Origin of the sequence: Rhizobium anhuiense bv. trifolii (genome assembly GCF_024346605.1) — a bacterium.
Classification (GTDB): domain Bacteria; phylum Pseudomonadota; class Alphaproteobacteria; order Rhizobiales; family Rhizobiaceae; genus Rhizobium; species Rhizobium anhuiense.
In genome coordinates, this window is sequence record NZ_CP098803.1 from 1,392,800 (window position 1) to 1,416,118 (window position 23,319).

Annotated in this window: 25 protein-coding genes, 2 tRNA genes and 1 riboswitch; of the genes, 8 read left to right on the top strand and 19 right to left on the bottom strand. The window is 61.9% G+C overall.

The window, feature by feature from the left end; all coding sequences use genetic code 11:
- Positions 1-212 precede the first annotated feature (212 nt).
- The 3 genes from NE851_RS15305 to NE851_RS15315 are packed head-to-tail and all read right to left on the bottom strand — an operon-like array spanning position 213 to position 3,306.
- Entirely contained in the window at positions 213-1,937 is a 1,725-nt protein-coding gene (locus NE851_RS15305; protein ID WP_168333469.1) for a saccharopine dehydrogenase family protein, read from the bottom strand.
- Complete coding sequence (locus tag NE851_RS15310) at positions 1,934-2,386, bottom strand: thiol-disulfide oxidoreductase DCC family protein (protein WP_168333468.1); 453 nt, start codon at positions 2,384-2,386, stop codon at positions 1,934-1,936. Before NE851_RS15310 ends, NE851_RS15305 begins: the two co-directional genes overlap by 4 nt.
- A 2-nt stretch (positions 2,387-2,388) precedes the next feature.
- Complete coding sequence (locus NE851_RS15315) at positions 2,389-3,306, bottom strand: MBL fold metallo-hydrolase (protein WP_168333467.1); 918 nt, start codon at positions 3,304-3,306, stop codon at positions 2,389-2,391.
- Between the two features lie 162 nt (positions 3,307-3,468).
- On the opposite strand from NE851_RS15315, the gene NE851_RS15320 reads away from it, so the two are divergent.
- Positions 3,469-3,542 (top strand) — tRNA-Gln (locus NE851_RS15320).
- 93 nt (positions 3,543-3,635) lie between these two features.
- Here NE851_RS15320 and NE851_RS15325 read toward each other — a convergent pair.
- From NE851_RS15325 to NE851_RS15355, 7 genes are all read right to left on the bottom strand, one after another.
- Entirely contained in the window at positions 3,636-3,884 is a 249-nt protein-coding gene (locus NE851_RS15325; RefSeq protein WP_343227621.1) for a hypothetical protein, read from the bottom strand.
- 220 nt (positions 3,885-4,104) lie between these two features.
- The gene (locus NE851_RS15330) at positions 4,105-4,341 is read right to left on the bottom strand and encodes a hypothetical protein (RefSeq protein ID WP_184390546.1); all 237 of its coding nucleotides are present in this window, start codon (positions 4,339-4,341) and stop codon (positions 4,105-4,107) included.
- 522 nt (positions 4,342-4,863) lie between these two features.
- Complete coding sequence (locus tag NE851_RS15335; protein ID WP_168334174.1) at positions 4,864-5,175, bottom strand: hypothetical protein; 312 nt, start codon at positions 5,173-5,175, stop codon at positions 4,864-4,866.
- Positions 5,172-5,810 carry a hypothetical protein gene (locus NE851_RS15340; protein ID WP_168334173.1) on the bottom strand — a complete coding sequence of 213 codons (639 nt, stop codon included), beginning with the start codon at positions 5,808-5,810 and terminating at the stop codon, positions 5,172-5,174. The genes NE851_RS15335 and NE851_RS15340 overlap by 4 nt, the downstream gene beginning before the upstream one ends.
- A gap of 106 nt (positions 5,811-5,916) precedes the next feature.
- Positions 5,917-6,582, bottom strand: a complete 666-nt coding sequence (locus tag NE851_RS15345; RefSeq protein ID WP_184390549.1) for a hypothetical protein — start codon at positions 6,580-6,582, stop codon at positions 5,917-5,919.
- Positions 6,583-6,802: 220 nt separating this feature from the next.
- Positions 6,803-7,582, bottom strand: a complete 780-nt coding sequence (locus NE851_RS15350) for an SDR family NAD(P)-dependent oxidoreductase (RefSeq protein WP_028757105.1) — start codon at positions 7,580-7,582, stop codon at positions 6,803-6,805.
- Positions 7,583-7,990: 408 nt separating this feature from the next.
- Positions 7,991-8,605 (bottom strand): TetR/AcrR family transcriptional regulator, encoded by a 615-nt coding sequence (locus NE851_RS15355; RefSeq protein ID WP_028757104.1) that lies wholly within the window; start codon positions 8,603-8,605, stop codon positions 7,991-7,993.
- Positions 8,606-8,716: 111 nt separating this feature from the next.
- Here NE851_RS15355 and NE851_RS15360 point away from each other — a divergent pair, with 111 nt between their 5' ends.
- The 3 genes from NE851_RS15360 to NE851_RS15370 all read left to right on the top strand — a co-directional run bounded on the left by NE851_RS15360 (position 8,717) and on the right by NE851_RS15370 (position 13,222).
- Complete coding sequence (locus NE851_RS15360) at positions 8,717-9,403, top strand: PspA/IM30 family protein (protein ID WP_028757103.1); 687 nt, start codon at positions 8,717-8,719, stop codon at positions 9,401-9,403.
- A gap of 49 nt (positions 9,404-9,452) precedes the next feature.
- Entirely contained in the window at positions 9,453-9,734 is a 282-nt protein-coding gene (locus tag NE851_RS15365; RefSeq protein WP_003546080.1) for a YiaA/YiaB family inner membrane protein, read from the top strand.
- A gap of 92 nt (positions 9,735-9,826) precedes the next feature.
- Positions 9,827-13,222 carry an acyl-[ACP]--phospholipid O-acyltransferase gene (locus NE851_RS15370; protein WP_028757102.1) on the top strand — a complete coding sequence of 1,132 codons (3,396 nt, stop codon included), beginning with the start codon at positions 9,827-9,829 and terminating at the stop codon, positions 13,220-13,222.
- Between the two features lie 443 nt (positions 13,223-13,665).
- Here the strand turns inward: NE851_RS15370 and NE851_RS15375 are convergent, their stop codons facing one another.
- The 3 genes from NE851_RS15375 to NE851_RS15385 all read right to left on the bottom strand — a co-directional run bounded on the left by NE851_RS15375 (position 13,666) and on the right by NE851_RS15385 (position 16,263).
- Complete coding sequence (locus NE851_RS15375; protein WP_028757101.1) at positions 13,666-13,950, bottom strand: GIY-YIG nuclease family protein; 285 nt, start codon at positions 13,948-13,950, stop codon at positions 13,666-13,668.
- A 253-nt stretch (positions 13,951-14,203) separates the two neighbouring features.
- Entirely contained in the window at positions 14,204-15,409 is a 1,206-nt protein-coding gene (locus tag NE851_RS15380) for a TCR/Tet family MFS transporter (RefSeq protein WP_028757100.1), read from the bottom strand.
- 446 nt (positions 15,410-15,855) lie between these two features.
- Complete coding sequence (locus NE851_RS15385; RefSeq protein ID WP_028757099.1) at positions 15,856-16,263, bottom strand: hypothetical protein; 408 nt, start codon at positions 16,261-16,263, stop codon at positions 15,856-15,858.
- Positions 16,264-16,525: 262 nt separating this feature from the next.
- Here NE851_RS15385 and NE851_RS15390 point away from each other — a divergent pair.
- Positions 16,526-16,602: transfer RNA gene (locus tag NE851_RS15390), tRNA-Pro, on the top strand.
- A 294-nt stretch (positions 16,603-16,896) separates the two neighbouring features.
- Positions 16,897-16,974: riboswitch (ZMP/ZTP riboswitch) on the top strand.
- 21 nt (positions 16,975-16,995) lie between these two features.
- Positions 16,996-18,288 (top strand): bifunctional folylpolyglutamate synthase/dihydrofolate synthase, encoded by a 1,293-nt coding sequence (locus tag NE851_RS15395; RefSeq protein WP_254961378.1) that lies wholly within the window; start codon positions 16,996-16,998, stop codon positions 18,286-18,288.
- A gap of 85 nt (positions 18,289-18,373) precedes the next feature.
- Here the strand turns inward: NE851_RS15395 and NE851_RS15400 are convergent, their stop codons facing one another.
- From NE851_RS15400 to NE851_RS15410, 3 genes are all read right to left on the bottom strand, one after another.
- Positions 18,374-19,960: a hypothetical protein gene (locus NE851_RS15400; RefSeq protein ID WP_028757097.1), complete on the bottom strand. Its 1,587-nt coding sequence runs from the start codon at positions 19,958-19,960 to the stop codon at positions 18,374-18,376.
- Positions 19,961-20,184: 224 nt separating this feature from the next.
- Complete coding sequence (locus tag NE851_RS15405; protein WP_047614024.1) at positions 20,185-21,204, bottom strand: LuxR family transcriptional regulator; 1,020 nt, start codon at positions 21,202-21,204, stop codon at positions 20,185-20,187.
- A gap of 9 nt (positions 21,205-21,213) precedes the next feature.
- Positions 21,214-21,402 (bottom strand): hypothetical protein, encoded by a 189-nt coding sequence (locus tag NE851_RS15410; RefSeq protein ID WP_184390552.1) that lies wholly within the window; start codon positions 21,400-21,402, stop codon positions 21,214-21,216.
- A 182-nt stretch (positions 21,403-21,584) separates the two neighbouring features.
- Here NE851_RS15410 and NE851_RS15415 point away from each other — a divergent pair, with 182 nt between their 5' ends.
- Positions 21,585-21,824 (top strand): DUF982 domain-containing protein, encoded by a 240-nt coding sequence (locus NE851_RS15415; RefSeq protein ID WP_184390555.1) that lies wholly within the window; start codon positions 21,585-21,587, stop codon positions 21,822-21,824.
- Positions 21,825-21,850: 26 nt separating this feature from the next.
- Here NE851_RS15415 and NE851_RS15420 read toward each other — a convergent pair whose 3' ends face one another.
- From NE851_RS15420 to NE851_RS15430, 3 genes are read right to left on the bottom strand one after another with little or no spacing between them, the layout of a single operon-like run.
- Positions 21,851-22,075: a hypothetical protein gene (locus NE851_RS15420; RefSeq protein WP_184390557.1), complete on the bottom strand. Its 225-nt coding sequence runs from the start codon at positions 22,073-22,075 to the stop codon at positions 21,851-21,853.
- Positions 22,072-22,311: a hypothetical protein gene (locus NE851_RS15425; RefSeq protein ID WP_184390559.1), complete on the bottom strand. Its 240-nt coding sequence runs from the start codon at positions 22,309-22,311 to the stop codon at positions 22,072-22,074. The genes NE851_RS15420 and NE851_RS15425 overlap by 4 nt, the downstream gene beginning before the upstream one ends.
- Before the next feature lie 11 nt (positions 22,312-22,322).
- Positions 22,323-22,586, bottom strand: a complete 264-nt coding sequence (locus tag NE851_RS15430; RefSeq protein WP_184390562.1) for a hypothetical protein — start codon at positions 22,584-22,586, stop codon at positions 22,323-22,325.
- 416 nt (positions 22,587-23,002) lie between these two features.
- Here NE851_RS15430 and NE851_RS15435 point away from each other — a divergent pair, with 416 nt between their 5' ends.
- Complete coding sequence (locus NE851_RS15435) at positions 23,003-23,254, top strand: hypothetical protein (RefSeq protein ID WP_246781259.1); 252 nt, start codon at positions 23,003-23,005, stop codon at positions 23,252-23,254.
- Positions 23,255-23,319 lie beyond the last annotated feature (65 nt).

Consider the following 23,319-nt stretch of genomic DNA (forward strand, 5'->3'; position numbering starts at 1 on the left):
GTTGCGAACGCCCTGAGCCCAAGCGAAGGGCCGGGATAGGGTGCGGCGGACTCGACGCCCTGCGAGCCGCAGCCTCTCGATTCCCTCTTCTCCCCGAGAGGAGAAGAGATTTGCGGCAATCTCTCCGTTCCTCGCTCGCTCTCGCAGGGTTCGACCTCACTAAGGTTAGGGTGAGGGGCACCTATCCGCGCAAACCGACAGGCACATCACCGTCACCCCTCCACCACCAACCACCCGGTATACCGCACCACCAACCCCGTCAGCCGCCCACCGATTTCCACATGAAAGTGGAACCGCCCATCCTGCTCCTCCTCATAGGTATCGCCACCCGGCGCCAGAAACAGCGGCAGCGGAATCCCGCAAAACCGCCAGCCGCGCACCACGAGCCGCAGCCTGTCCCCATCCGGCACCGGCGCCATCAGCACCCGGAACGGCCCGAACACCTCGGCGAGCAGGTGCCGGTCGCGGCCCTTGCCTTCGGCCTGCCAGCTGCGGAACACCTTGCCGCCGAAATCGCGGGTCCAGATCTCCCTGTCGCCATCACTCACAAAACGCACCGTGACCGGCACATCCTCACCCGCCTTGGGAAAGCCGATGACCCCGGCGACGATCCGCGCCAGCAGCCCGCCGCCGCGCTCGATCCGCGCCCGGCCGGAGGCAACGCGGGCGCCGCCGGCATGCAGGGCTGATAGGGCGGGCGGCAGCCGCTCCCAGGCGCTGCCGAGAATCCTGTGGTAGAGAGGCAGGGGCGCCTCCTCGTTTTCCATCCGGATGCCGGATGTGATCTGAAAACGTCGGAACGCCGCTTCGAAATCCGCAAGCCGCAATTCCCCCGCCGCCGGCCGGGCGCCATTCTCCGGCCGCACGCCGCTGAGCAGCCGGCGCACCAGCGCGTCGACGCCGATGATGGGAATGAACGGCCCGTCATCACCTTCGGCAATCAGATGCCAGCCAGCTGTCAGCTTGCTCCCCGCGTGATCGACGCCGCCGGCGCGGACGAACATGCCGCCGCGATGTTCGCCGATCGCGAAAGCATGGCTGGCGCGCTGCAGCAGTCGAGAAAACGGCAGCAGCGACGGCAATAGCCGGAGGTGGACGAGCCGTGCCGCAAGGCTGAGCAAGTGCTGCAGCGGCTGCGGCTGCGTGCCGACCCCGGTGAAGCTGGATTTAAGATCAGCAAAGCGCCCCGGCAGCAGCGCCAGGTCAGGCGCATCGACCAGCAGGAATTTCCGGCTGCGCAGCGGCGGAACCCCCGGCGGCGCCACCGTCACCCGCATCGCATCGATCAGCCCGCGCCCGGCGGCCGGCTGCCCATTGCGCAGCACCGTGACCTTCCTGCCGGCATAGGTGGCGATTGCTCTCACGACATTGAGCCCGATCCGCACATGCGGCGAGGGGGCAATGCCGGCCGCGACACTGTCGATCCGCGAGAAATGCGGCGCCATCGCATCGAGTGCCGCGAAGGAGAGAGCGGGCAGGCTGCTCAGCCCCGAGAGCGCGAAGGTGCCCTTGGCCTTGGCCGCCGCATCGAGCCCATCGATGCCGGCGACGAAACCGGTGCTGTCGGCGATATCGGCATAATCGATGCTCAGATCGATGCAGGCCTCGACCACCTTATAGGCATCCTCCCCGAAGGTCTGGAACGGCCCCGAGGCATCGACGACGAGATGCGGCCGCAGCCGCGTCAGCTGTTCGGTGAGATCGCCGTCTCGGTCGAAGCTGACGGCCTGCACCATCGCGCCGAGATTGTTGCTGCCCAGGCCCTCGGCTCCATCCTTCGGCGTCCGCAGATCTGCAACGAAATCGTCGGCCTTTTCAAGCGAGCGCCCGGCAACCAAGAGCCTCAGCCTGGGTTGATCGCCAAGCAGCCGGGCAAGCCGCCCGCCGAACGTGCCGTATCCGCCGATGATGAGCAGCGAGAACCGGTCGTCGCTCATGTGATGAAGCGGCTTCGCTGCTCCGGCGTCGGCACCATGCAGCTTTGCCGCCCGGCAATCTTCAGCCGGTTGCGGGCGATGAATTCATAGAGCGCATCGGCCGCCCGCCGCGGCAGCAGCCGGAAGAGCTTGACCAGCGAATAGGGAAAGCCGAGGCCCGCCACCATGCGGATCGAGCCGTCGGATTTGAAGAAGGCGCGGCCGTTTTCGATCAGGATATTGGTCTCGTAGTCGCGCGCGTGCAGCCCGTAATGCCGGTAGAGCGCTTCGCCGAGCGGTGTCTGCGCCGCGAGGAAGCGGTATCGCTGCCGCTTGTCATGTTTCAGCGCGAATTTCACCCAGCCGGAGCAGAATACGCATTGGCCATCGAAAACGATCAACGGCCGGTCATCGGCAAAACCGGGCACATCGGCATCGTCGCGATAGCTGTAATCGGCTCGGGGCGTCATCCCTATCTCCCTGTTGCCGGCCGGTAGAGGGCGGCAAGCGAAGGCGGCCCATCCGCCGCAATCTCGCCGCGCTGCAAAAGGTCCTCGATATGGGCGAGCACGGAAAGGGCCGCCGCCCCATGCAGCTTCGGATCGGTATCGCGATAGATCACCTTCACCATCTCGGCGATCCGCCCGTCGCCGGCCTGGACGCGCGCCAGCACCGCCTGCTCGCGCCTGAGGCGATGCGCCTTCAGCGCCCGGAGGAAACTGGCCGGCTGCGTCACCGGCCCGCCATGGCCGGGCAGCAACAGCCGGTCCTCGCGTTCAATCAGCCGCTCGAGCGAGGCCATGTAATCCGCCATCGAACCATCCGGGGGTGCCACGATCGAGGTCGACCAGGCCATGACGTGATCGCCGGAGAAGAGGATGTCTCGCCCCGCGAGCGCGAAGGCGGCATGATTGGCCGTGTGCCCCGGCGTCAGCACCGCGCTCAGCGCCCAGCCATCGCCCGATACGGTCTGATCGTCACCGAGCACTATATCGGGCACGAAAGATAGATCCGAGCTTTCGGAAAAGGGATTGGTCTCACCCTCGCGCAGCGGCCGCGCCGGCCGGTGCGGCCCTTGCCCCACCGTTACCGCCCCCGTCGCCGTCTGCAGGCGCTTGGCCAGCGGCGAGTGGTCGCGATGTGTGTGGCTGACGAAGATATGCGTCACCGCGCGGCCGGCGAGCGCTGCCATCAGCACCTGAAAATGCGCCTCGTCCTCCGGACCGGGATCGATGACCGCGACGGAGGAAGCGCCGACGATATAGCTGTTGGTGCCGAAAAAGGTGAAAGGCCCGGGATTGTTCGCGGTGATCCGCTCGACCCCTGCAACAACCGGCACGGCTTGCCCATAGGCCGGCTCGAAAGCGAGGTCGAATGCGGGACTGTCCATGAAGGAATGATCTCGGGCCGATGACGTCGCCACTTCCTAGCACGACGGCGGGTGCTGCGCAGCGCATAAATCTGCGTCGGGCTAAACTTAGTCATTGTGACAGTCGAAGAGCTTTGCTAATCAGGCGTCGATTTGAGCAAGCGGTTTCCGCTCAAGCTCTGGTGGGGCGTCGCCAAGCGGTAAGGCAACGGTTTTTGGTACCGTCATCCCTGGTTCGAATCCAGGCGCCCCAGCCAGCTCTCGTGTTTTTCGGGATAAAACAGCCATTTAGATGACATTACAAAGTGCTCACCGTAACAATTCAGCGTAGCAGCTTAGCTTTCGACAGTTCAATCTGGCAACGCGTCGTCTTCGTCTCGCTCGCCAAGCAACGCCATGCGCCAAAATTGTTCTGCCTGCTTGGCTAAAATCCGCTCCCGTTCCTTTAGGCTTGACGCTTCACCGCTCACTGCTAGGCGTGCATCTTCCACAAAGTCGCAGCTGCAATCGGTCAGGCGGAACAGATGATTGTAGATCGGCCTCGTGTCCACTTCCTTCATGAGTGAGTGTGCCATGAACGTGTCGCGGAACGCTTTCAAGGTCCTCAATCCGCCACGCCCGAACTTGCCTCTAAAGGTGTTCGAGTATCCAGCCGACGCCCGACCCAGAGCCGACGCACAATCTTCTTCAATCGTGAGGAAGCCAGTTCCGCGCGCGGGCATTGAGCTCTTTCTGGCATCGCTTCTGACGTAAAAGGCGAACGGCGAGTGGAATGGAGGCAACGTCCCGCGAATTCACGGGCGGTTGCGGTTCCCTACATCATAGAGTCGAGCTAGATGCATAGCGAGATCGAATGCTAAGCTCTGCATGATCGTATTGAAGGCGTCCGCTCCGGGGAGTGTTCGGCATCGCCTGAACGATAGCGTTGCCGGCTTCCATCGTGGCTTCGATGCGGATCGCGTTGACTACGTTCCGATAGAGGATCGGCATCATTTTATCGAGGCGGGCAATAGCGTCCGCTTTGGATAGCCTCACAACCTTCTTTTTCTTTGCCATTATTTCTTCGAAGGGGAGAAAATTTCGACAAGTTTTTTCGCCCGTCGCGTCGTGTCATATAGCAAGAAGTAAAAGCGCTTGTCACCTTGGATAGAGTAATGATTCAATTTATGATATTCTACGTTGTCAGCTGCTAATGACAACTGATAGTAAATATTCGAGAGTTCGTCCTTTAAACCTGACAGATCGACCCTTGCTCGACGCTCGCCAGCAATCTCCACGCTAACGAGGACGCTACCGTTATCCAAGCTCGTCTCTACAAAGAGCAGCCCTAAGCGAATCAGATTGCTGATCGAGGATGACGTGACATGTTCACCGATTGAGGCGCTTTCTGAACTTCATTCCCCATACGCGAATCTCCACCCGTCAAAGTCTAATAGTGGCTCTGTCTTCAACCACAAACAAGGAGCCCGCCGGTGTAGATCGGCAGGCTTTCTTGTTCAGGTCAGTCGCGTCTTCTCCGCTGATATCCTGGTGTTGATTGTAAGGTTGCATACCTGGTCGGGCCTCGCCACGGCTGATCTACTGTGAGCCATCGACGCGCTGCACCTCGTAGTAGCCATCGCCCTCGCTCAGGAAGTATTCTGATTGAGCAGGGAGTATTTTCCGATCCAGTTTCACTGCCGCAAGCGGATTGTGAACGACCGCCATTGGTCGGGTTTCTCCGATCGCCAGAAGCTCATCAACATCCACAGCCCAAATTGCACTGACTGGCGAGAATTCAGGATCAAAAAATGTGTCCGCCGGTACCGCTGCGCCCTTAGGCTTAGCGATATATGTACGATGTTGAAGACCCGAACCGGCTTGCTGAAGAGTTTGACGATCGATAGTCACCTGTAGCGGGCGGCAAAAGTAGCCTCGACGGCGTAAGGCAATTGGCTTATCCCGTGAAGTTCCGGAATTGCACCGCCGAAGCCGCGCAATAGTCGCCCGTTGATGGCGATAACGTAGGCGTCGCTGGGTGTTACGATCCCCTTCTCAATGTAGCCAGGAATCCGCTCTCCCGTTTTACGATCCGCTCTCCCAAGCAGCTTCTCCGCTTTCTCTTTAATGGCAGACGTCCAGCGCAAGAGAATTTCTTCATGAGGAAGCGAGACAACATTTCCGCTAACGTGATTGATCCATTCGTCAGGAAGCCCCCTGGGTTCTGGCGTGACCACCTCTATCCATAGACGGCCTTTTCCTAGATCGATAAGAAAGTCTGGCCCTGGCTCTTGGTGCAGCGGCTTGAGGCCAGCGGTGATAAGTTGGTCGGCGAGAAGGATTTCCGATAATTGCTGCCAGAAAGCATTGGGATTTTCCGAGCAAAGCTTTTTTTCTGCATCTCCGTCAACGAGGTTCGAACCAAGGATGCGCATGCACAGCTCGCAAACGGCTTCCCGAATTTCCGATCCTTTGGCGCTGGTCCAAGGATAGCGCCGCTCAATTGATGCTTTCAGATCCATTGTTTGGAAGGTGGTCCTTGTCAACGCGTGTTTTCCGATAGCCCGGCCGACCATGTCGCGTCGATCGGCGGCGGGCGCATGAGTTTGTGTCCAGCCTGCGGCCGCGAAACATTGGAGCCTGACGAGACGTTCAAGACATCATAACGAGCTCGGCCTCAGCCGTGATTACGCATGGGGTTGTGGTATCACCATGCAGGCGGCCGTGGCATACGATCTTAACATGATACCGTGCGAAACCGTCTGCGTCGTCCGAATCCGGCTCTCCTTCCGGCTCGAAGAAACAAGTTATCACCGCCGTAGATGGCAACCGTCCATCCTCCTTTCCTGGCATTAAACAGTTCACAATTGTGCCGGGTAGCCCAAACGCTTCTTGCGGCCGATCACTCTCACCAATCTTAACGTTATGTGGAAAGAGTTTGACACGGTTAATCGGCACCGCTTCGAGGTAATTGACACTCAGCGGACGCCGGTTGCGGTTCGTAACAGTGATCTGAGCGACAGGCGAAAAATCCTCTCCGACAGTGCACCGTACCATCATATCGGGCTCGACGTTCCCCAACTGATGATCAATTTGCTTCTCCTGGGCCGCGACCTGCCTTCTAAGCGCGAAGAGTGTCACAAACGCAGCGAGCGCCGCCGCCCAGCCACTGGTTGCGGTCAACCATTCGCGCAAGCAAATCTCATCTTCCCTACAGAACAGCGACCGTGTTGGAGTAAAGCCGGAAATCACAACCATGACTACGATGATCATAATCGCCCCGGCGATAGGAGCGGCCCACTTGTCCATGAAATTCATCGCATTGGCTCCCCCAGATCCGGCGCGATTGTATTCATCGTGGATGCTGGGCGGCAAGGGTCGCGGGCGGAAACATTCCGTCGGTCAAAGGGGCCGCATGTGGCGCCGGCGCATATAGATGACCGGGGTCTATTCGTCCGAGCAGCCGGCGGGGGAAGTCGCACAGCGCCTTTCGCAGGTTCGAGTGCGGCAACTCCCGATAGCCCGCCGGTCTTGCGCCTCACCCACGCTCTGCGAACAGACGGACACCCGTCACTTCCGCAAGCTTCGCCACCAGCGCATCCTGAAATCCAGCATCAGCAACTTCCGCCGCCGCCTCCCGCCGCTGCCGATGATACCAATACCCGCCACTCACCTTCGCCGCGCCATCATCGCTCATCGCGAGCCACGTCTGCGTAAGATGCCCCATCTCCAGGTCATCGGGCGCGCCGGCGCCGCCCATCTTGGTCGGCACCCAGCCGGGGTCCACCGCGTTGCTGAGAACATCCGGCCAATGGCGGGCGAGGGCGGCGGCGAGGGTGGCGATGTAGAGCTTGCTTTCCGAATAGGCCTGGCTGGCGTTCCACGGCCGCTTCTTCCAGTCGATATCGTCAAGGGCGCTGCTGCCGCTGCGGTGCATGCCGCTGCTGAGATAGACCAGGCGATCGGGGCGGGTGATCCAGGCGGTGAGCAGATAGGGGGCAAGCACATTCACCGCCAGCGTCTTGGCGTGACCATCCGGCGTTTCGCCGCGGCTCCGCTCGAGGTAGATGCCGGCATTGTGGATGACGGCATCCATGCGGCCGATGGCGTTGACCTGCTCGGCAATCGAGCGCGTTTCGGTGGCGCTGGCGAGATCGCCGATGACAAGCCCAAGTGCCGCAGCCGAAATCTCGGCGAGGGCGGAGGCGCGCTCGCGGGAGCGGGCGTGCAGCACGACGTCATGGCCCTCCTTCATCAGGGTGCGGGCGGCGGCAAGGCCGAGGCCATCGGTGGAACCGGTGATGAAGATGCGGCTCATGGGGTTTCCCTTCGCGGTGGCGTGGAGGGCGCAGAGTGCTTGGGTAGGGGTGCCTGGGTCAAGGTGGGATGGTGGACAAGTCCGCCAGCGAGTGGGTGCGGTTTTGCAGATTGGTTCCCACCTATTCCGTCATCCTCGGGCTTGACCCGAGGATCCATACGCAGCACTCGACGTACGTGAGTTCACGCATAGGAGCCCCCTGCCGCTCCGTCTGTCGACGGCGAGCGCAATGCTCGGGGCATGGGTCCTCGGGTCAAGCCCGAGGATGACGGAGGAGGTGGTGGGGCTCGGCGAAAAACGGCGGCGCCATGGATCCCAGGCTCAAGGCCTGGGATGACGGAGTGTGTGGTGATGCGGCGGCCAAGCCACGGTTTGTTGCCTCCGCCCCTCACTCCACCCAGCGCCACCTCACATACTCTCCCGCCGCCGCTCCGCCCCCGCCGCAATCGTCTGCACCAGCTCATCCACTTCCCGCGCCAGCCGCTCCAGCGGCAAGCCGACGAAGCGGCCTTCCAGGCTGATGCTGACGACGCCGTGGACGGCGCCGAAGAGGGTGCGGGCGCGAATGGCGCGGTCTTCGGGGGGCATGTCGGGCTGCAGTTCGGCCAGCGGTTCGGCGATCACATCCATCAGGAAGAGGTGTTCGTCGAGATGCCATTGCGGCGTCGGGCTGGTTTCCGGCGGGAAGTGCTCGAACAACGCCTTCCAGAGGTTCCGGTGCTCGACGGCGAAGCTCAAGTAACCCTGGGCTAGGTTGCGCAGCCGGTCGGTTGGCGGCCGGTCCTTGGTTTCATCAAGGGTGAGCCTTGCCTCCAGCGCCTTCAGCGTTCCCGAATTGACGTGAATGACGAGCTCGGCGAGATCTGAAAAGACCGTGTAGAGGCCGCCGAGCGCGCAGCCGGCATCCTGGGTGATGTCGCGGGCCCGGAGATTGGTGAGCCCGTCCCTGGCGATCCGCTCGCGCGCCGCCTCGATCAGCCGGGCCTTCAGGTCTTCGCGTTTTTCTTCTCGTCTGCCGGCCATTAACCATTCCACTTCGATTTTTTGAACGACGTTCAAAATTTATCTTGAACGACGTTCATGATTCTGGCATAACACCTCTTGTGAACAACGTTCATAAACCGGAGGAAGCAAATGTTCAAACTGATTTCCATTTTGTTGCGGGGCAGGGCGCATGATGCCGAACAGGCTTTCGCCGACTGCCACGCCGTGCCGCTGCTTTCCCAGCAGATCCGCGATGCCGCCCAATCGATCCAGTCGGCCCGCCGCAGCGTCGCCGTCACCATCGCCCAGAACGAACAGGAGAGGGCGCAGCACGGCACGATCGTTGCCCGCATCGCCGATCTCGAGACCCGCGCCACCGCGGCCCTTGCCAAGGGCAATGAGGGCCTGGCCCGCGAGGCGGCCGAGGCGATCGCTTTTCTCGAGGCCGAGCGCGATGCATCTGAGAAGGCGCAAGCCCAGTTCACCCAAGCGATCGACAAGCTGAAAGGGATCGTGCGGGCCTCCGAGGCGCGGCTGCAGGAGTTGCAGCGCGGCGAGCGGTTGGCGCGGGCGACACAGGAGGCGCAGAAGCTCGATGTGTCAGTCGCCGGCCCGGGCTTTGCCACGCTCGACGATGCCGAGGAGACGCTGGCCCGCCTTCGCCTGCGCCAGAGCCAGAATGAACTGACGGCCGCCGCGCTCAAGGACATGGAAGGCGCCATCCGCCCGGCCGCCATCATCGAAAAGCTTGCCAATGCCGGCTTCGGCGCGCCGCTGCGCTCATCCGCCGATGATGTGCTGGCGCGGCTGAAGAGCCGCATCACGCCTGCTGCCTGAAATTGTATCCATCCAACCATTCATCCATCGAACCATAGGGACCACTGATATGAACGACAGTTTCCAGAAACATTCCGCCAGCTGGGTCAGCTTCTCCTACATCTCCTTCGGCTCGGCCGCCTTCATGCTGGCGCTTGGCCTTTACATGATGCCGCTCGATCTCTGGGGCAAAGGCTATCTCGCCATGGGCATTCTGATGCTGGTGCAGACCACGGTGAACATCACCAAGACGCTGCGCGACAACGCCGAATCCGAGAAGCTGATCCGCAAGGTCGAGGATGCCCGCACCGAGAAACTCCTGGTCAAGTTCAATCGTAACGATGAAGATTGATCTTGGTTAACCACAGCGCAGAGTTGTTATCGCATTCAACTTTTGCGTAACAACTCTGTGGCCTTCTCTGCCAGTCGAAAGAGGGACCCGCCGTGCAAAACAATCTGATGACCTCCAGGAAATTCGCGCCGCTGTTCTGGACCCAGTTCCTGACGGCTTTCAACGACAATTTCCTCAAGAACACCCTGGTGTTCCTCATTCTCTTCAAGATGTCGGCCAGTGAGGGCGCCGCCCTGGTGACGCTCGCCGGCGTCATCCTCATCGTGCCCTTCCTGCTGCTCTCCGCACTCGGCGGCGAACTCGCCGACAAGCACGACAAGGCCAAAATCGCCGAGCTGCTGAAACGCTGCGAGATCGCGGTCGCCGCCCTGGCCGTCGTTGGCCTCGCCTTCTCGTCGATCTTCGTGCTGATGGCGGCGCTGTTCGGCTTCGGCATCGTTTCGGCGCTGTTCGGGCCGATCAAATACGGCATCCTGCCTGATCACCTCGAACGCCGCGACCTGCCGAAGGCCAATGCCTGGATCGAAGGCGGCACCTTCATCGCCATCCTCGCCGGCACGATCATCGCCGCGCTCGCCTTCTCCGGCGGTGAAAACGTGCTGATCTTCGGCACGATGATGATGGGGCTTTCGGTGCTCTGCTGGCTTGCCAGCCGGATGATCCCGCCGACCGGCTCCAAGGCGCCGGATCTGGAGATCGACCGCAATGTCATCCGCTCCAGCTACACCCTCGTCAAGGAAATCCGCGAGGATAAACGGCTGTGGCGTTCGGCGCTGATGAACTGCTGGTTCTGGCTGGTCGGCGCCTTCGTTCTCTCCATCCTGCCGACCATGGTGACCGAGCTGCTCGGCGGCTCCGAGCTCGTCGTGCCGGCCTATCTCACCGTCTTTGCCATCGCCGTTGCCGTCGGTTCGGCCATTGCCGCCTGGATGTCGTCGGGCCGCATCGTGCTGCTGCCGGCCCCGGTCGGCACGGCGCTGCTTGGCCTCTTCAGCCTCGATCTCGCCTGGAACCTCTGGGGCCTGGTTTCCACAAGCCACGCGACGACGATCGCTGGTTTCTTTGCCGGCCAGAATACCATCCGCGTCGCCATCGATCTCGCCGGCATGGCCATATCAGGCGCCTTCATCGCCGTGCCCACCTTCGCCGCCCTGCAGACCTGGGCGCATGAGGACCGCCGCGCCCGCGTCATCGGCGCCGCCAATGTGCTGTCGGCGCTGTTCATCACCGTCGGCCTCGGCCTGGTCGCCGCCATCCAGGCGCTCGGCGCCTCCATTCCGCAGATCCTGATCGGCCTCGGCATCATCAATTTCGCCGTCGCCTGGCTGATGCTGAAGACGCTGCCGACCAATCCCTTCCGCGATTTCATCTCGATCCTGTTCCGCGCCTTCATGCGGCTTGAGGTCGAAGGGCTGGAGAATATCAAGAAGGCCGGCCGCGCGCCGATCATTGCCCTCAACCATGTCAGCCTGCTCGATGGCGCCCTGGCGCTTGCCATCACCGAGGAAGAGCCCACCTTTGCCGTCGACTACAAGATCGCCCAGGCCTGGTGGGTGCGGCCCTTCCTGAAGATGTGCAAATTCCTGCCGCTCGACCCGACCAAGCCGATGGCGACGCGCTCGCTGATCAAGGTGGTGCAGGATGGCAGCCCGATCGGCATCTTCCCCGAAGGCCGCCTGACGGTGACCGGCACGCTGATGAAGGTCTATGATGGCGCCGCCATGGTCGCCGACAAAACAGGCTCGATGGTCGTGCCGGTGAAGATCGACGGGCTGGAGAAGAGCTATCTCTCCTATCTCGACAACGGCAAGATCCGCCGCCGGCTGTTCCCCAAGGTCAAGGTCACCATTCTCGAACCGGTGAAGCTGGAAGTGCCGCCGGAGCTGAAAGGCCGCAAGCGCCGCACGGCGGCGGGTGCCGCCCTCTATCAGGTGATGTCGAACCTGCTGTTCCAGACCGCCGATACCTCGTCGACCGTGCTCGACCGCGTCATTCAGGCCGGCCATGAATTCGGCATGGGCAAGCTCGCCGTCGAAGATCCGGTCACCGGCCGGCTGACCTATGGCAAGCTGCTCACAGGGGCGGCCGTGCTCGGCGCCAAATTCCGCGCCCGCTTCCCGGAAACCAACCTCGGCGTCATGCTGCCGAATGCCAATGGTGCGGCCGCCACGCTGCTCGGCGTCATGACGGCGGGCAAGGTGCCGGCGATGCTGAACTTCACTGCCGGCGCCGCCAATATCCTCTCCGCCTGCAAGGCCGCCGAAGTCAGGCATGTGCTGACCTCGCGCGCCTTCGTCACCCAGGCCAAGCTCGGACCTGTCATCGAGGAGATGGAAAAGCAGGTGACGATCGTCTGGCTCGATGATCTCCGGGCCGAAATCGGCCTCAAGGACAAGATCCTGGGTTATCTCAGGAAGGCGCGGCCGCTGGTGAAGCGTAAGCCGGATGATCCGGCCGTCATCCTCTTCACCTCGGGCTCCGAGGGCACGCCGAAGGGCGTGGTGCTGACCCACCGCAACATCCTGTCGAACGCCGCCCAGGCCGCCGCCCGCATCGATTTCCACAGCGGCGACAAGGTGTTCAACATCCTGCCGGTCTTCCATTCTTTCGGGCTGACGGCGGGCACTGTGCTGCCGCTGATCTCGGGCGTGCCGGTCTATTTCTATCCGTCGCCGCTGCATTACCGCATCGTGCCGGAGCTGATCTATGTCTCCAACGCCACGATCATCTTCGGCACCGATACCTTCCTCAACGGTTATTCCAGGACGGCGCATCCTTACGACTTCCGCTCGATCCGCTACATCTTCTCGGGCGCCGAGCCGGTGAAGGCCGCCACCCGCCAGACCTATATGGAAAAATTCGGCCTGCGCATCCTGGAAGGTTACGGCGTCACCGAGACCGCGCCTGTGATTTCGATCAACACACCGATGTACAACAAGTCAGGCACGGTCGGCAAAATCCTGCCGGGCATGGAATGGAAGCTCGAACCGGTGCCCGGCATCGATGAGGGCGGCCGGCTGCATGTGCGCGGCGCCAATGTCATGGCCGGCTACCTCCGTGCCGAAAAGCCCGGCGTGCTCGAGCCGCTCGCCGACGGCTGGCACGACACCGGCGACATCGTCACCATCGACGAGGACGGTTTCGTCAAGATCCGCGGCCGCGCCAAACGCTTCGCCAAGATCGGCGGCGAAATGATCTCGCTCGCCGCCGTCGAGACGCTGGCCGCCGAGCTCTGGCCGGGCGCGCTGTCGGTCGTCTCCTCGCTGCCCGACGCCAAGAAGGGCGAGCGCCTGGTGCTCCTGACCGACGCCCCCACCGCCACCCGCGCCGAATTCCTCGCCTTCGCCAAATCCAGGGGCGCCATGGACATGATGGTCCCGGCCGAGGTCAATATCGGCAAGGTGCCGGTGCTCGGCTCCGGCAAGGTAGATTTCGTCGCGGCGCGGAAGCTGGCGGAAGCTGCGGTGCAGGCGGGGGAGGCGGCGTGAGGGCGTAGGGTTCGGGGGTCTCGCGTGGCCCCCGCTGGCCTGCCGGCCCCGTGGCTCGACCCTGGGCCTGGTAGGGCAGAGGGGTATTCAAGCACCGCCTCCCTCCGTCATCCCAGGGCTTGACCTGGGATCCATGCGGCTGGCACTGGTGGACTGGGATGGCATCCAACTGGGGTAAATTTTGAAGCCTCGTGCCGGGTTGTGGATCCCAGGGTCAAGCCCTGGGATGACGGAGTTTGGGGAGGGCAATTGGCAAGAGGCGGAACGTCTGGAGGAATTTCAGGGAGATGCACGAGCCGTTTTGCATTTGCATGGCTTAAATCGGCAATCCGATAAATGCTGCACACTTCGCTATTTGTCGCACACGTTTCCCCCACCCTCCGTCATCCCAGGGCTTGACCCTGGGATCCATGCGCAGAGCACCCCAGAAGACGCAGCCGGCATCACCACAACGTAAGATAAAGATCGTCCCACTCGGGATTCATGGTTTCGACCAGGTCGATCTTCCATTGCCGGTACCATCGCTTCAACGACTTCTCGCGCTGGATCGCACTGCCGATGTCCCAGTGCTCCTCATACCAGACGAGACGGGTGCATCCGTATTTCCAGGCAAAGCCCGGCGTCAGCCCCTCGCGATGCTCATAGATGCGGCGCTCCAGATCGGATGTCACGCCGATATAGAGCGTGCCATTTTTCTGATTGGTGACGATGTAAACATATCCCGCCATTCCGGCAGAGTGCGTGGCTGTGGATCCCAGGGTCAAGCCCTGGGATGCCGGAGTTTGGGGAGGGCAATTGGCAAGAGGCGGGACGTCTGGATGAATTTCAGCAAGGTGCACGAGCAGTTTTGCATTGGCATGGCGTAAATCGGCAATCCGATAAACGCTGCACACCTCGCTATTTGTCGCACACGTTTCCACCACCTCCGTCATCCCAGGGCTTGACCCTGGGATCCATGCGGCACGCGCCGAGGGCGGTGGCCTATGGCGTCGGCCCGCTTGCCGCGGTCGGTGTCGGATTCTTCAGCCTGAGAGCAAGAATGAGCGGCACGGCCAGCGCATAGACGGCGACGACCGAGAGCCAGATTGCGCCCGGCCATGCCTGGCGGACGAGGAAATAGACGCTGGAGAAGCCAAGCGGCGCGACGATCGAGGCGAGGCTGACGACCGAGGCGAGCACGCCCTGGAACTGGCCTTGCCTGCTCTCATCCACCTGCCGGCTGGCGAGCGACTGCAGCGCCGGCACGCCGATGCCGCCGAGCGTGAAGACCGGCATGATCGAAAAGATCATCCAGCCCTGGCCGGCAAAGGCCATGACGGTCAGCGCCATCGCGGCGCCGGCGATGCCGGTCAGGATTGCCCCGCGTTCGCCGAGCAATTTGACCGCCGGTCCCGGAAGGAGGGCCTGGGTCAGCGTCTGGCAGATGCCGAAGGCGCCGAGGGAAAGGCCGATCGAAAGCCCGCTCCAATGGAAGGCGTCGCTGCCCCAGAGCGCCCAGCAGGTGCCGTAGGCCTCGCCGGTGGCGCTGAAGATGAAGAAGAGGGTGACGACAGGCAGCAGGCTTTTGACCTCCAGCACCGCGTGCAGCGGCTTCAGCGGATTGAGCGCCGAAAGCGCGATCTTCTCCCGGCTGCCGGGGCGCGATTCCGGCAGGACGAAGAAGGCGAGCAGCAGGTTCAAGCCATTGAGCGCGGCCGCCGCCATGAAGGGCAGCCGCAGCCAGTGATCACCGAGGACGCCGCCGGCGACCGGGCCGATGATGAAGCCGAGGCCGAACATGGCGTTGAAAAGCCCGAAGCGGCGGGCGCGCTTCGCCTCGGGCGAGATGTCGGTGATATAGGCGGTCGCCACCGACACGTTGGCGCTCGTCAGGCCGGCGATGGCGCGGCCGAGAAACAGCATCGGCAGATTGGCCGCAAAGGCGAGGAACAGATAGTTGACGGCAGCGCCGGCGAGCGAAATCAACAGCACCGGCCGGCGGCCGATCCGGTCGCTGAGGGCCCCGAGCACCGGCGCGAAAATGAACTGCATGACCGCATAGAGCGCGGTCAGCGTGCCGATATAGGCCGCGACGTTTTCGGCATGGGTGATATCGCGCAGCAGCGCGGGCAGGATGGGGAAGATCAGGCCGATGCCGACGGCATCGAGGACAATGGCGGTGAAAATGACGATAAGGGATCTGGTCATGGCGCGTTCCGGGTCGACGCAAGCGCACGAGCGCCGTTCGAGCGCCAATGGACTCACGATGAGGCCTGAGCTGATCAGGCGTTTGGTTTCTGGGAGGTGCTGGCCGATCCATGCTGCAAAGGCATGAATGGCGTGTGCTCGACCACCTGGACGACCATTCGTCCACCTGTTTACTCCGCCACTGAGCGGATCAAGGGAGGCAGCCGCTTTTCGCGACGGGCAATAGATACGCCGGAGGGCTGAATGCGACAAGCCCCTTTTTGCGCCGGATTTGGTTGCGGGCTGTCGGGATATTGAGAGCGGGGTCGATGGGCCATCCGCTGCAACGGCGGACCTGGCGGAATCTGCTCTTCGTGCAGAAGCCGGCTTGCGGCAGAAGCAGCAGCCGCGAACGAAAACAGGCGGCACCTGGGGCCGCCTGTGAGCTGCTTCGGACGAAGCGTCCGTTACTTCTGTTCCGGCGCCAGGAACTCGGCGCAATAGGACGGGCCGTTGACGCCAGGGATATCGGCGACGGTGCGGATGTCGCGGATCGTGTAATCGGAGCTGGTGGTGATTTCCGCCTGGCAGCGCAGATAGGCGGTGCGGGCGGACGCGATCTGCTTGCCGCGCTTACCGTCGGCGCCTTCGGCGTATTTCGCCGGAATGCGCACGGTCTTGTAGCCGCCGCGCCAGGTATAGACGGTGGTCGAGCCTTGCTCGCTGTCGCTGATCGGCGGCCCGTAGGCGGCAAAGAAGATGCCGGCCGATTTGCCGACCCAGCGGGCCTCGATCGGATTGCCGGCGGAAGGAATGGTCGTGCATCCGGCAAGCGCAATTGCAAGCCCGGCCGCGGTCATGGTGCGGAAATTCATCGTGTCGTCCTGATCTCTAGCGCATTGGCTGCGAAGCCCGCCCTCGTGAGCGGTTTCGCCTGTCCCGTCTGCCCTTTAGCGCGGAACCCGGCAAAAGAAAATTGCCCGTTTGAGACTTCCGTTCGATTTGCGGGAAGTGTGGCTTTTTGCTGCAGTCGCGTGATCTCGAGCCTGTCACGTCACCGTCAAAAATTCCGCCGGTTTTTTGGAATTTGGTGCTTGTGCAACCAGATAGGCTGTTCTATAGAAGCGCCGCTGGTCACGGAGTGTAGCGCAGTCTGGTAGCGCACCACGTTCGGGACGTGGGGGTCGAGTGTTCGAATCACTCCACTCCGACCAGCTAGAAACCCCGCTCCGGCGGGGTTTTTCGTTTCTGCTGATCTCAGCCCAAAGTCCCCCGGATTCACCGGAGCGAGGTCAACCGCCCGAAAACCCGTCCTTCTCCGGTTATAATTTTTCTGCAGGAAGGTATAACCGAAGCGCGGCTGGCGGAAGCTCGGTGCATCGGCAACGCAAGAATCGAAGTTCGAGCCGATCCCAGGTTTTGAGCTGCGTCTCCATCCAGGTGCCCCAAGCGCAATTTGCGGACCGCACGAGCGCCGCTCTGGATTTCGGACTCATCTATGCTAGCATCGAGGCCTGCGTGACTGGCGATGAAGGTGGATACCACCGGGGAGCGTGGGAATTTGGCCGCTCGCCTGGGCATCTGGATCATTTTTGCGAAGGTGTCCCATGTCGTCCCGCATCGAAAGTGAACGGCTTGCGAATTGTCTAGCCGAACTTGATCAACTCACGAATTGGGAACGCCGCCCGCGCGGCGATATGCGGGTCGATCTGGAGCCGATGCGCGATCTCGCCCGTCGGCTTGGCGATCCCCAGAACAGCTTTCGTATCGTCCATGTGGCCGGCACCAAGGGCAAAGGCTCGACTTGCGCCCTGATCGAGGCGGGTCTTGCGCAGGCGGGCTTCGCCGTCGGGCGATATGCCTCGCCGCATGTCATGCACATCACCGAGCGGGTCAGCATTGATGGCCGTCCGGTCGGCGAGGAGCGCCTGGCGGACGCGCTTGGGGCAGCGCTGGCGGCATTCAAAGACGCAAGGCGAGAGGCGACAGCCGCGCAGGGAGCAACCTGGTTCGATATCCTGACGGTTTCGGCCTTGCTGATCTTCAGCATGGAAGGCGTGGAGTGGGCCGTTCTCGAAACCGGACTTGGAGGGCGGTGGGACTCGACCAATATCGTTCAAAGCGATGTCGCCGTTATCACCAATATCGATCTCGAGCACACCGAAATCCTCGGCAAAACCCGCGCCGCCATTGCTTTCGAGAAGGCGGGAATCATAAAGCCCGGCACAACGGTCGTCACCCTCCTGCCGGAGGCGGACGAGGCAGGCGCCGTCATATCCGCCCCGGCAGCAGAACTCGGCTCTGCCGTGCGACGCCCCATGGTGCCGGCCGACGCAACGATTGAGCAGCGGAATGTTGCCGTGGCGGCAGCGGTTCTGGATGTCCTCGGAAAAATGGGCGTCATGACAAAGGGCGCAGGCGCGGTGTCGGAGCCTCTTGGAGCACAGCTCCTCGATCCCTCGACGATCGAAGCTGCCCGCCTGCCGGGACGGCTCGAAAAAATCGCCGTCGTCACCAGCCACGGCGATAAGGTCAACGTGGTGCTGGACGGCGCGCATGTTCCCTTCAACCTTGCTGCGGTTCTGAGCGACCTCTCGCAGGAAGAAAAGTACCGCGCTCCCTGCATTGCCGTCGTGTCAATCGCGGAAGACAAGGACGCGGCAGGCTTGCTGTCGACGATGACGCGCCACGATATATCGATCATCTTCACCACCGTCGGCGCCAGATCGCGTTCGCCGGAACAGCTGAAGACGATTGCAGACAGCCTCGGGCTGCTGAGCATCGTCGTGCCGGACCCGCTCGAGGCCTATCAGGAAGCACTGGCCGGCGCCGCGGAATCGGGCGCATGGGTTCTCGTGACGGGATCGCTTTATCTCGTCGGCATTATCCGTGCGGCGTGAGCCCGAGCGGGTGTGAATGACTCCGACCGGAACGCGGTGGAGAAGAAGCCGCCGCCGATGGAACGTGCGACGCTGTGCTGCGATCTCAGCCGCCGACTGTGATTTCACCATCCGCAACACGTTTGACAAATATCTTCAGACCTTCATGCCTCAGTTTCTTCCAACCGCCGTCGGAAACCATTGATTTAGCCAGATCGGCAAACCCGGTCGTGAGGTAGGGAACCTGCGATGCCGGTCGTTTGCCGAGCGCTTGAATCAAGCAGTCAGTTCTTGGTGGGGACGAGAATGAGTTTCCTGAACGTTTCATGCCGATCTCCAAATGATCTGTGCCATCTGGAAATCTGATCGTCCCATAGCCGCACTTGGCCGCGGCATTCACTTCGGCCTTGGAGAGATTGTCTTGCAGAAGAAATGACAGCTGGCTGAAAGTGTTGTCGGTGTAGTCGAACTGACCCAGTACGATGAAGTCCAGCTCGTTCTGCCCCTTCTTGGCGCCTTTGATCTTGCCATAGAAGTTGGAATTCACCTTGGTGTCCTTGCCTGTCTTCATGGCAAGCATTTCGCCCAGCTTGATATAGGTCCTCGGTTTTGACGAAACGTTTTCGGTACCAGCCGCGGCGTTGCCTGAAGGCAGACTGGCGGTCTCCGGCTTGGCATAGGCGTCAGCGAAGGCTCGCAGTGTCGTGAGATTGAGCGCTTGGGGAAGCGAACCGCTCTCGAACTTGCGGCAAGAGAGAGCGGCTTGCCGTGTTGCCTTGTCAGGCTTGCCCTCAACATTCCCTGGCTTGCAGCCCAAATGAGCCAGTTGCTGCTGCAACGTCTTGAGCAAAACTGCTTGTTCGGCGGAATAGACGCTGACGCCGCGGGTTACACTGACATTGCGGACATCGATGCCGATACCATCCGGCTGCACCACGTCAAACTGGGACGTATGATGGTCATAGTTCTTCCATTCATTGCCCCAACCCATCATCACCGGGCCGAGAATGAAGTTGAATGATTTTGGGTCGCGGTTTGATTGCGGCTCGCACTCGTTCGATTCCCAGCAATGCGGAGCCTGGTTGGTTGCTTCGCCTTCGGCGGCGTAGATCACCTTGTTGTCGCAGCTTGCCGTAACCCATCCGCTGTCATCGTTTGCCCATCGGATTTTCAGCGAGAATGTCGCCCATTTGCCGAAATCTTCCGGTTTTTGGCACTGACGGGCGAGAAAGTTGACGCCGTTGCGCGTGTCGGCCTTCAGCATGTAGATGAAATTGTGGATTGCCGGTCCTTCCCAGGACGCGAAACGCAAATGGCTGTCCCAGCCGTCGGGATAAAAGCCATTTGCGGAGTTGTTGTGCCAGCCTTTGTAGGCAAAAGTCGGATCGAGCCGGAAATCAAACTTGTATTCGACGCTTTCGCCAACCCTCATGTCTCGCGTATAGCGAATCGTGGAGCGGACGTTGCCATTGCGACAATCATTTTCGCCCCGTCCATCTCCATAGTCGACGTTGGAACACTGACGGTCGAATATTTCAAACCGGGTCACGCCGCCCTTGACCTCAGGTCTGACCGATCCGTTGAACTTGTGGCGCTCAAAACCTTTGGGGAGCGGATCGGCAGTCGCTGCTGCGTGGGTCGCAAAAACCATAAGCGCGCCAACCGCCAGTCCAACGATAGGATTTTTCAGCATAGCCCCCTCTCCAAATTGGACTCCAACCATATCACGATCTCTTTTGGAGGGTCGGGTTTAGATCAGGTTCAGATCGGTGCGGATGCAATTAGCGACGACACCCAAGTCCAACACGGAATTCTGGACGAACAAGTTCGAGAAGACCGTATCGCCTGATCGGCGCATCATGGCCGAGATCGAAAGGTTGGGTTGGTGGGGATGCCACACAGGGCCGGCGGTCGAGGCTATGTGCTCGGAGCCCCAGCGCTCAGCAGCGCCCGTACCAATGCCGCCTGGTTGCGTACGCCGGTTTTGTCGAAGATGCGCTGTAGCTGGGTGCGCAACGTGTTGACACTGACCCCGAGCAGATCGGCGGCGGCTGCGAGATCGTGGCCATCGACGATCAGGCGGGCAAGCCGGGTCTGCGCCGGCGAGAGGCCGAAGACCTCCCGCGCGCTCGCGATCCGGCGCACCACAGTCTCGGCGTCGTCGAAGGAGACCAGCGCCTTGCCGTCCTCGAGCAGAACCCAGCAGTGGAGCGGAATCCCGGCCGCGTCTTCGCCAAGCGCCACCGCCCAGGCCTGCTTCGGCGCGATGTTCAGCGGCCTCTGGCTCTGCAGCTCGCGGAACGCCAGGCGCACCGCCTCCCGCAGTGCTGCGTCGTGTTCGCGCTGCCGGGCACGCAGGCGGCCGGCGGCGGCGACGAGCCCGGGATGGCCGTGCATCCGCTCCCGCGCCAGCCGGTTCGTCCAGAGGATCCTGGCATCCGTGTCGACCTCGATCAGCGGGCAGTTCGCCTCCTCGACGCTGCTCTCCATCATCACCATGCAGCCGATCTTCCAGGCGCCGTCGATCCGCTGGAGGATCCGCAGCTGGCGCTTGCGATCTTCGCCGGTGTCGCTGCCGATCTGATCGAAGGTCATCCAGGCCATGTTGCCGTCGACGACGATGTTGACCTTTTCCCAGCGGACGCGCTCCGAAAAGGCATATTTCTCCGGGAATCGCTCGACGATCTTCCTGATCCGCGCGGCGATCGGGTCCCAGCCTTCGTCCACCCGGACGCCGAGCGAAGCGAAATATTCCATCCGCCGGGTCTGCGGCGACTGCACCCAGTGGCTCGCCAGCGCCTCGAAGTCCCGCTGCAGCCAGGCCTCGGTTTCGGCGCGGATCACGGCCATGATCGCCGCCCGGTCAGCCTCGCTGTCGTCCATCGCGCGGTCCCCCACAACGGATCGCAGCATAGCATGATCGGTCTGTCGGAGCATGACGGCACCTCATGTGTGGATGACGCCGGCCAGCAGCAGCGTCAGGCCGGCGGTCGCGGCAGTCAGCCCGAGTAGCCGAAGCCTCAGGCGCGGCAGGGTGATCTGATTTCGGTAGTATCGGTACTCGGCCGCGGCGCCCATCGGCGTGGGGCGGCGGCGGTTTGGCATGTGCGCGGCGACGAGACTCTGAAGGTCCATTGTGTTGCCTCCCGGTTCGGGCTTCATCTGCCGCATTCTCGCACGCATCCGAGCCGGGCCCTGTCATGCAGACGGAGGACATCGCGCTCGGCGCCCGGCTGGCGAACGAAGAATCATCTCAACCGGAACGAGTCCCGCGGTGATTCGTTGAGTCGCGTATTTCCAGCGTGAGGGGATGCATCATGAGCAAACGACGAAGGTTCAAGCCGGTGAAGATCACCATCAATGGCAAGGTGAGGACGGTCTATAATGTTGTTCAGGCCGGCAACACCTTGCTGAATGATTGGCCCGAGCAGACGCCGGCGGCGAAGGCGGCCGAACGGCTTGTGCTCGACGTGTTCAATGATGTCGCCGGGCCCGAGCAGGTGCGGCGGGCGTTCATTACCGCGGCGAAGGCGAGCGACATCAAGTTCAGTTCCTGACCGGCGGTGTCGGCAAAAGCCCTGGCTCACTTCCATGACACATGCTCCTGGTTTCGCAGATCCCGGGTTTTGAACTGTGTCTCCATCCAGGCGGCCGAGATGATCGCCGCGAGGAAACCGAAGGCGAGACAGGCGATCGCCTGGGTCCGCCACGAGACGAAGGTGACCGGCGCCGGGGTGACGGGCTTTTGCGCGCAGTCACCGGGTGGGCAGGCGCAGCCGGAAAAGGCCTTGATCAGGCAATCGCTCATGATGCGCCGCCTTTCACCGTATCGATGGCGGCGAGGATTTTCTGGTGAAGCGGGCAGCCGTGATCGTCGCTGCCGTGGAAAAAGCGTTCGGCCTCCACCAGCGCCTCCAGGAGATCGGGTGCCCCTGCGGTGAAGCGGGCCGTGGCACGGGTCTTTTCGCTTGCTCCGGCCCACCGGGCGGCGGGACGGGAAGGGCGCTCGGTCGATGGTTCGGATGTGGGATTGGCGGCAGACATCTCCGTTCCCCTCAGGCGTAAAGCTGATCATTGTCGGTGATGCCCATGATCTCGCGGGCATAGCGGTAGTGCTCCTCGACGCTTGCCGCAGCGCCCCGCAGCCAGGACGGGCCGCGGATCGAATGTTCGGGACGGCGCAGGAAGGCAAAGCCGAGGGCGCCCATGCGCTGGGCCTCGTTGGCCATATAGGCGCGGCAGTCGCCCATCGTGCGCGCCGCATTCCAGCGGGCGTCCCGCTTGCTCTCCTCTGTCTCGATCTTGCGAATGTGCTGCATCGCCTGTCCTCTCGCGCCTCTGGTCGGCTTGTGAGGTTAAGGTATTTATTATACCCGATCGCGTCAACGGAAAAAGGTATAAAAAATACCTCTTGGATTGACGAGGTACGAATCGTAGGCGTATGTCTTGATCAAGTGATTGGGCGACCGGGTGCAACTCCCGAGCTGACGAAGCCCAGCGGCGCGGGAAGCGAAAGTCCTTAAGTGCGCTGTCAGAAAATCAGGACGAGGGCGAAGCGAATGGCCCCTCTGGCACGTGTCCCATCCCGGCTCCGGCCTTCAGGACTTGGCCAATGCTCTCCCGGCTTCATGGGCTTTGCTCATGGGGTAGGGGGAAGCTTTGGCCGGAACCCTCCCTCACCAGCCTTCAGGAACCTTCTCCTCCTAAGCTGAAGAGAGAGGAATGAGAACTGAAGTTGGAGTATGAAGCTACGAGAAAAAAAGAGGCCGGCCATGCGCAGCGACATCGAAATCACCGACGAGGTGATCGAGGCGGGCCTGGCATCACCGAGTTCTACGATCCGTGGGAGGAGAAGCTGCCGAAGGATATGTTTCCCGCCGCCATCCGGTCCATCCTGGTGGCGGTGTCGCGAGTGGTGCGCGAACGGCATCCGGAGCTTCCGCAATTTGTGGCTTCAGAGGATGCGTCGTCCCGATATCCCTCGTGATCCCGGCTGGGGATCGGCGAGCTTCGGAGCGAAATCCTACAGGCCGTACATCTCCCGCGCCGCGC

What these genes read in the sequence shown, in the direction of transcription:
- NE851_RS15305 (WP_168333469.1), bottom strand. Translation starts at nt 1,937, where the DNA reads ATGAGCGACGACCGGTTCTCGCTGCTCATCATCGGCGGATACGGCACG.
- NE851_RS15310 (WP_168333468.1), bottom strand. Translation starts at nt 2,386, where the DNA reads ATGACGCCCCGAGCCGATTACAGCTATCGCGACGATGCCGATGTGCCC.
- NE851_RS15315 (WP_168333467.1), bottom strand. Translation starts at nt 3,306, where the DNA reads ATGGACAGTCCCGCATTCGACCTCGCTTTCGAGCCGGCCTATGGGCAA.
- NE851_RS15330 (WP_184390546.1), bottom strand. Translation starts at nt 4,341, where the DNA reads ATGGCAAAGAAAAAGAAGGTTGTGAGGCTATCCAAAGCGGACGCTATT.
- NE851_RS15345 (WP_184390549.1), bottom strand. Translation starts at nt 6,582, where the DNA reads ATGAATTTCATGGACAAGTGGGCCGCTCCTATCGCCGGGGCGATTATG.
- NE851_RS15350 (WP_028757105.1), bottom strand. Translation starts at nt 7,582, where the DNA reads ATGAGCCGCATCTTCATCACCGGTTCCACCGATGGCCTCGGCCTTGCC.
- NE851_RS15355 (WP_028757104.1), bottom strand. Translation starts at nt 8,605, where the DNA reads ATGGCCGGCAGACGAGAAGAAAAACGCGAAGACCTGAAGGCCCGGCTG.
- NE851_RS15360 (WP_028757103.1), top strand. Translation starts at nt 8,717, where the DNA reads ATGTTCAAACTGATTTCCATTTTGTTGCGGGGCAGGGCGCATGATGCC.
- NE851_RS15365 (WP_003546080.1), top strand. Translation starts at nt 9,453, where the DNA reads ATGAACGACAGTTTCCAGAAACATTCCGCCAGCTGGGTCAGCTTCTCC.
- NE851_RS15375 (WP_028757101.1), bottom strand. Translation starts at nt 13,950, where the DNA reads ATGGCGGGATATGTTTACATCGTCACCAATCAGAAAAATGGCACGCTC.
- NE851_RS15380 (WP_028757100.1), bottom strand. Translation starts at nt 15,409, where the DNA reads ATGACCAGATCCCTTATCGTCATTTTCACCGCCATTGTCCTCGATGCC.
- NE851_RS15385 (WP_028757099.1), bottom strand. Translation starts at nt 16,263, where the DNA reads ATGAATTTCCGCACCATGACCGCGGCCGGGCTTGCAATTGCGCTTGCC.
- NE851_RS15395 (WP_254961378.1), top strand. Translation starts at nt 16,996, where the DNA reads ATGTCGTCCCGCATCGAAAGTGAACGGCTTGCGAATTGTCTAGCCGAA.
- NE851_RS15400 (WP_028757097.1), bottom strand. Translation starts at nt 19,960, where the DNA reads ATGCTGAAAAATCCTATCGTTGGACTGGCGGTTGGCGCGCTTATGGTT.
- NE851_RS15405 (WP_047614024.1), bottom strand. Translation starts at nt 21,204, where the DNA reads ATGCTCCGACAGACCGATCATGCTATGCTGCGATCCGTTGTGGGGGAC.
- NE851_RS15410 (WP_184390552.1), bottom strand. Translation starts at nt 21,402, where the DNA reads ATGGACCTTCAGAGTCTCGTCGCCGCGCACATGCCAAACCGCCGCCGC.
- NE851_RS15415 (WP_184390555.1), top strand. Translation starts at nt 21,585, where the DNA reads ATGAGCAAACGACGAAGGTTCAAGCCGGTGAAGATCACCATCAATGGC.
- NE851_RS15420 (WP_184390557.1), bottom strand. Translation starts at nt 22,075, where the DNA reads ATGAGCGATTGCCTGATCAAGGCCTTTTCCGGCTGCGCCTGCCCACCC.
- NE851_RS15425 (WP_184390559.1), bottom strand. Translation starts at nt 22,311, where the DNA reads ATGTCTGCCGCCAATCCCACATCCGAACCATCGACCGAGCGCCCTTCC.
- NE851_RS15430 (WP_184390562.1), bottom strand. Translation starts at nt 22,586, where the DNA reads ATGCAGCACATTCGCAAGATCGAGACAGAGGAGAGCAAGCGGGACGCC.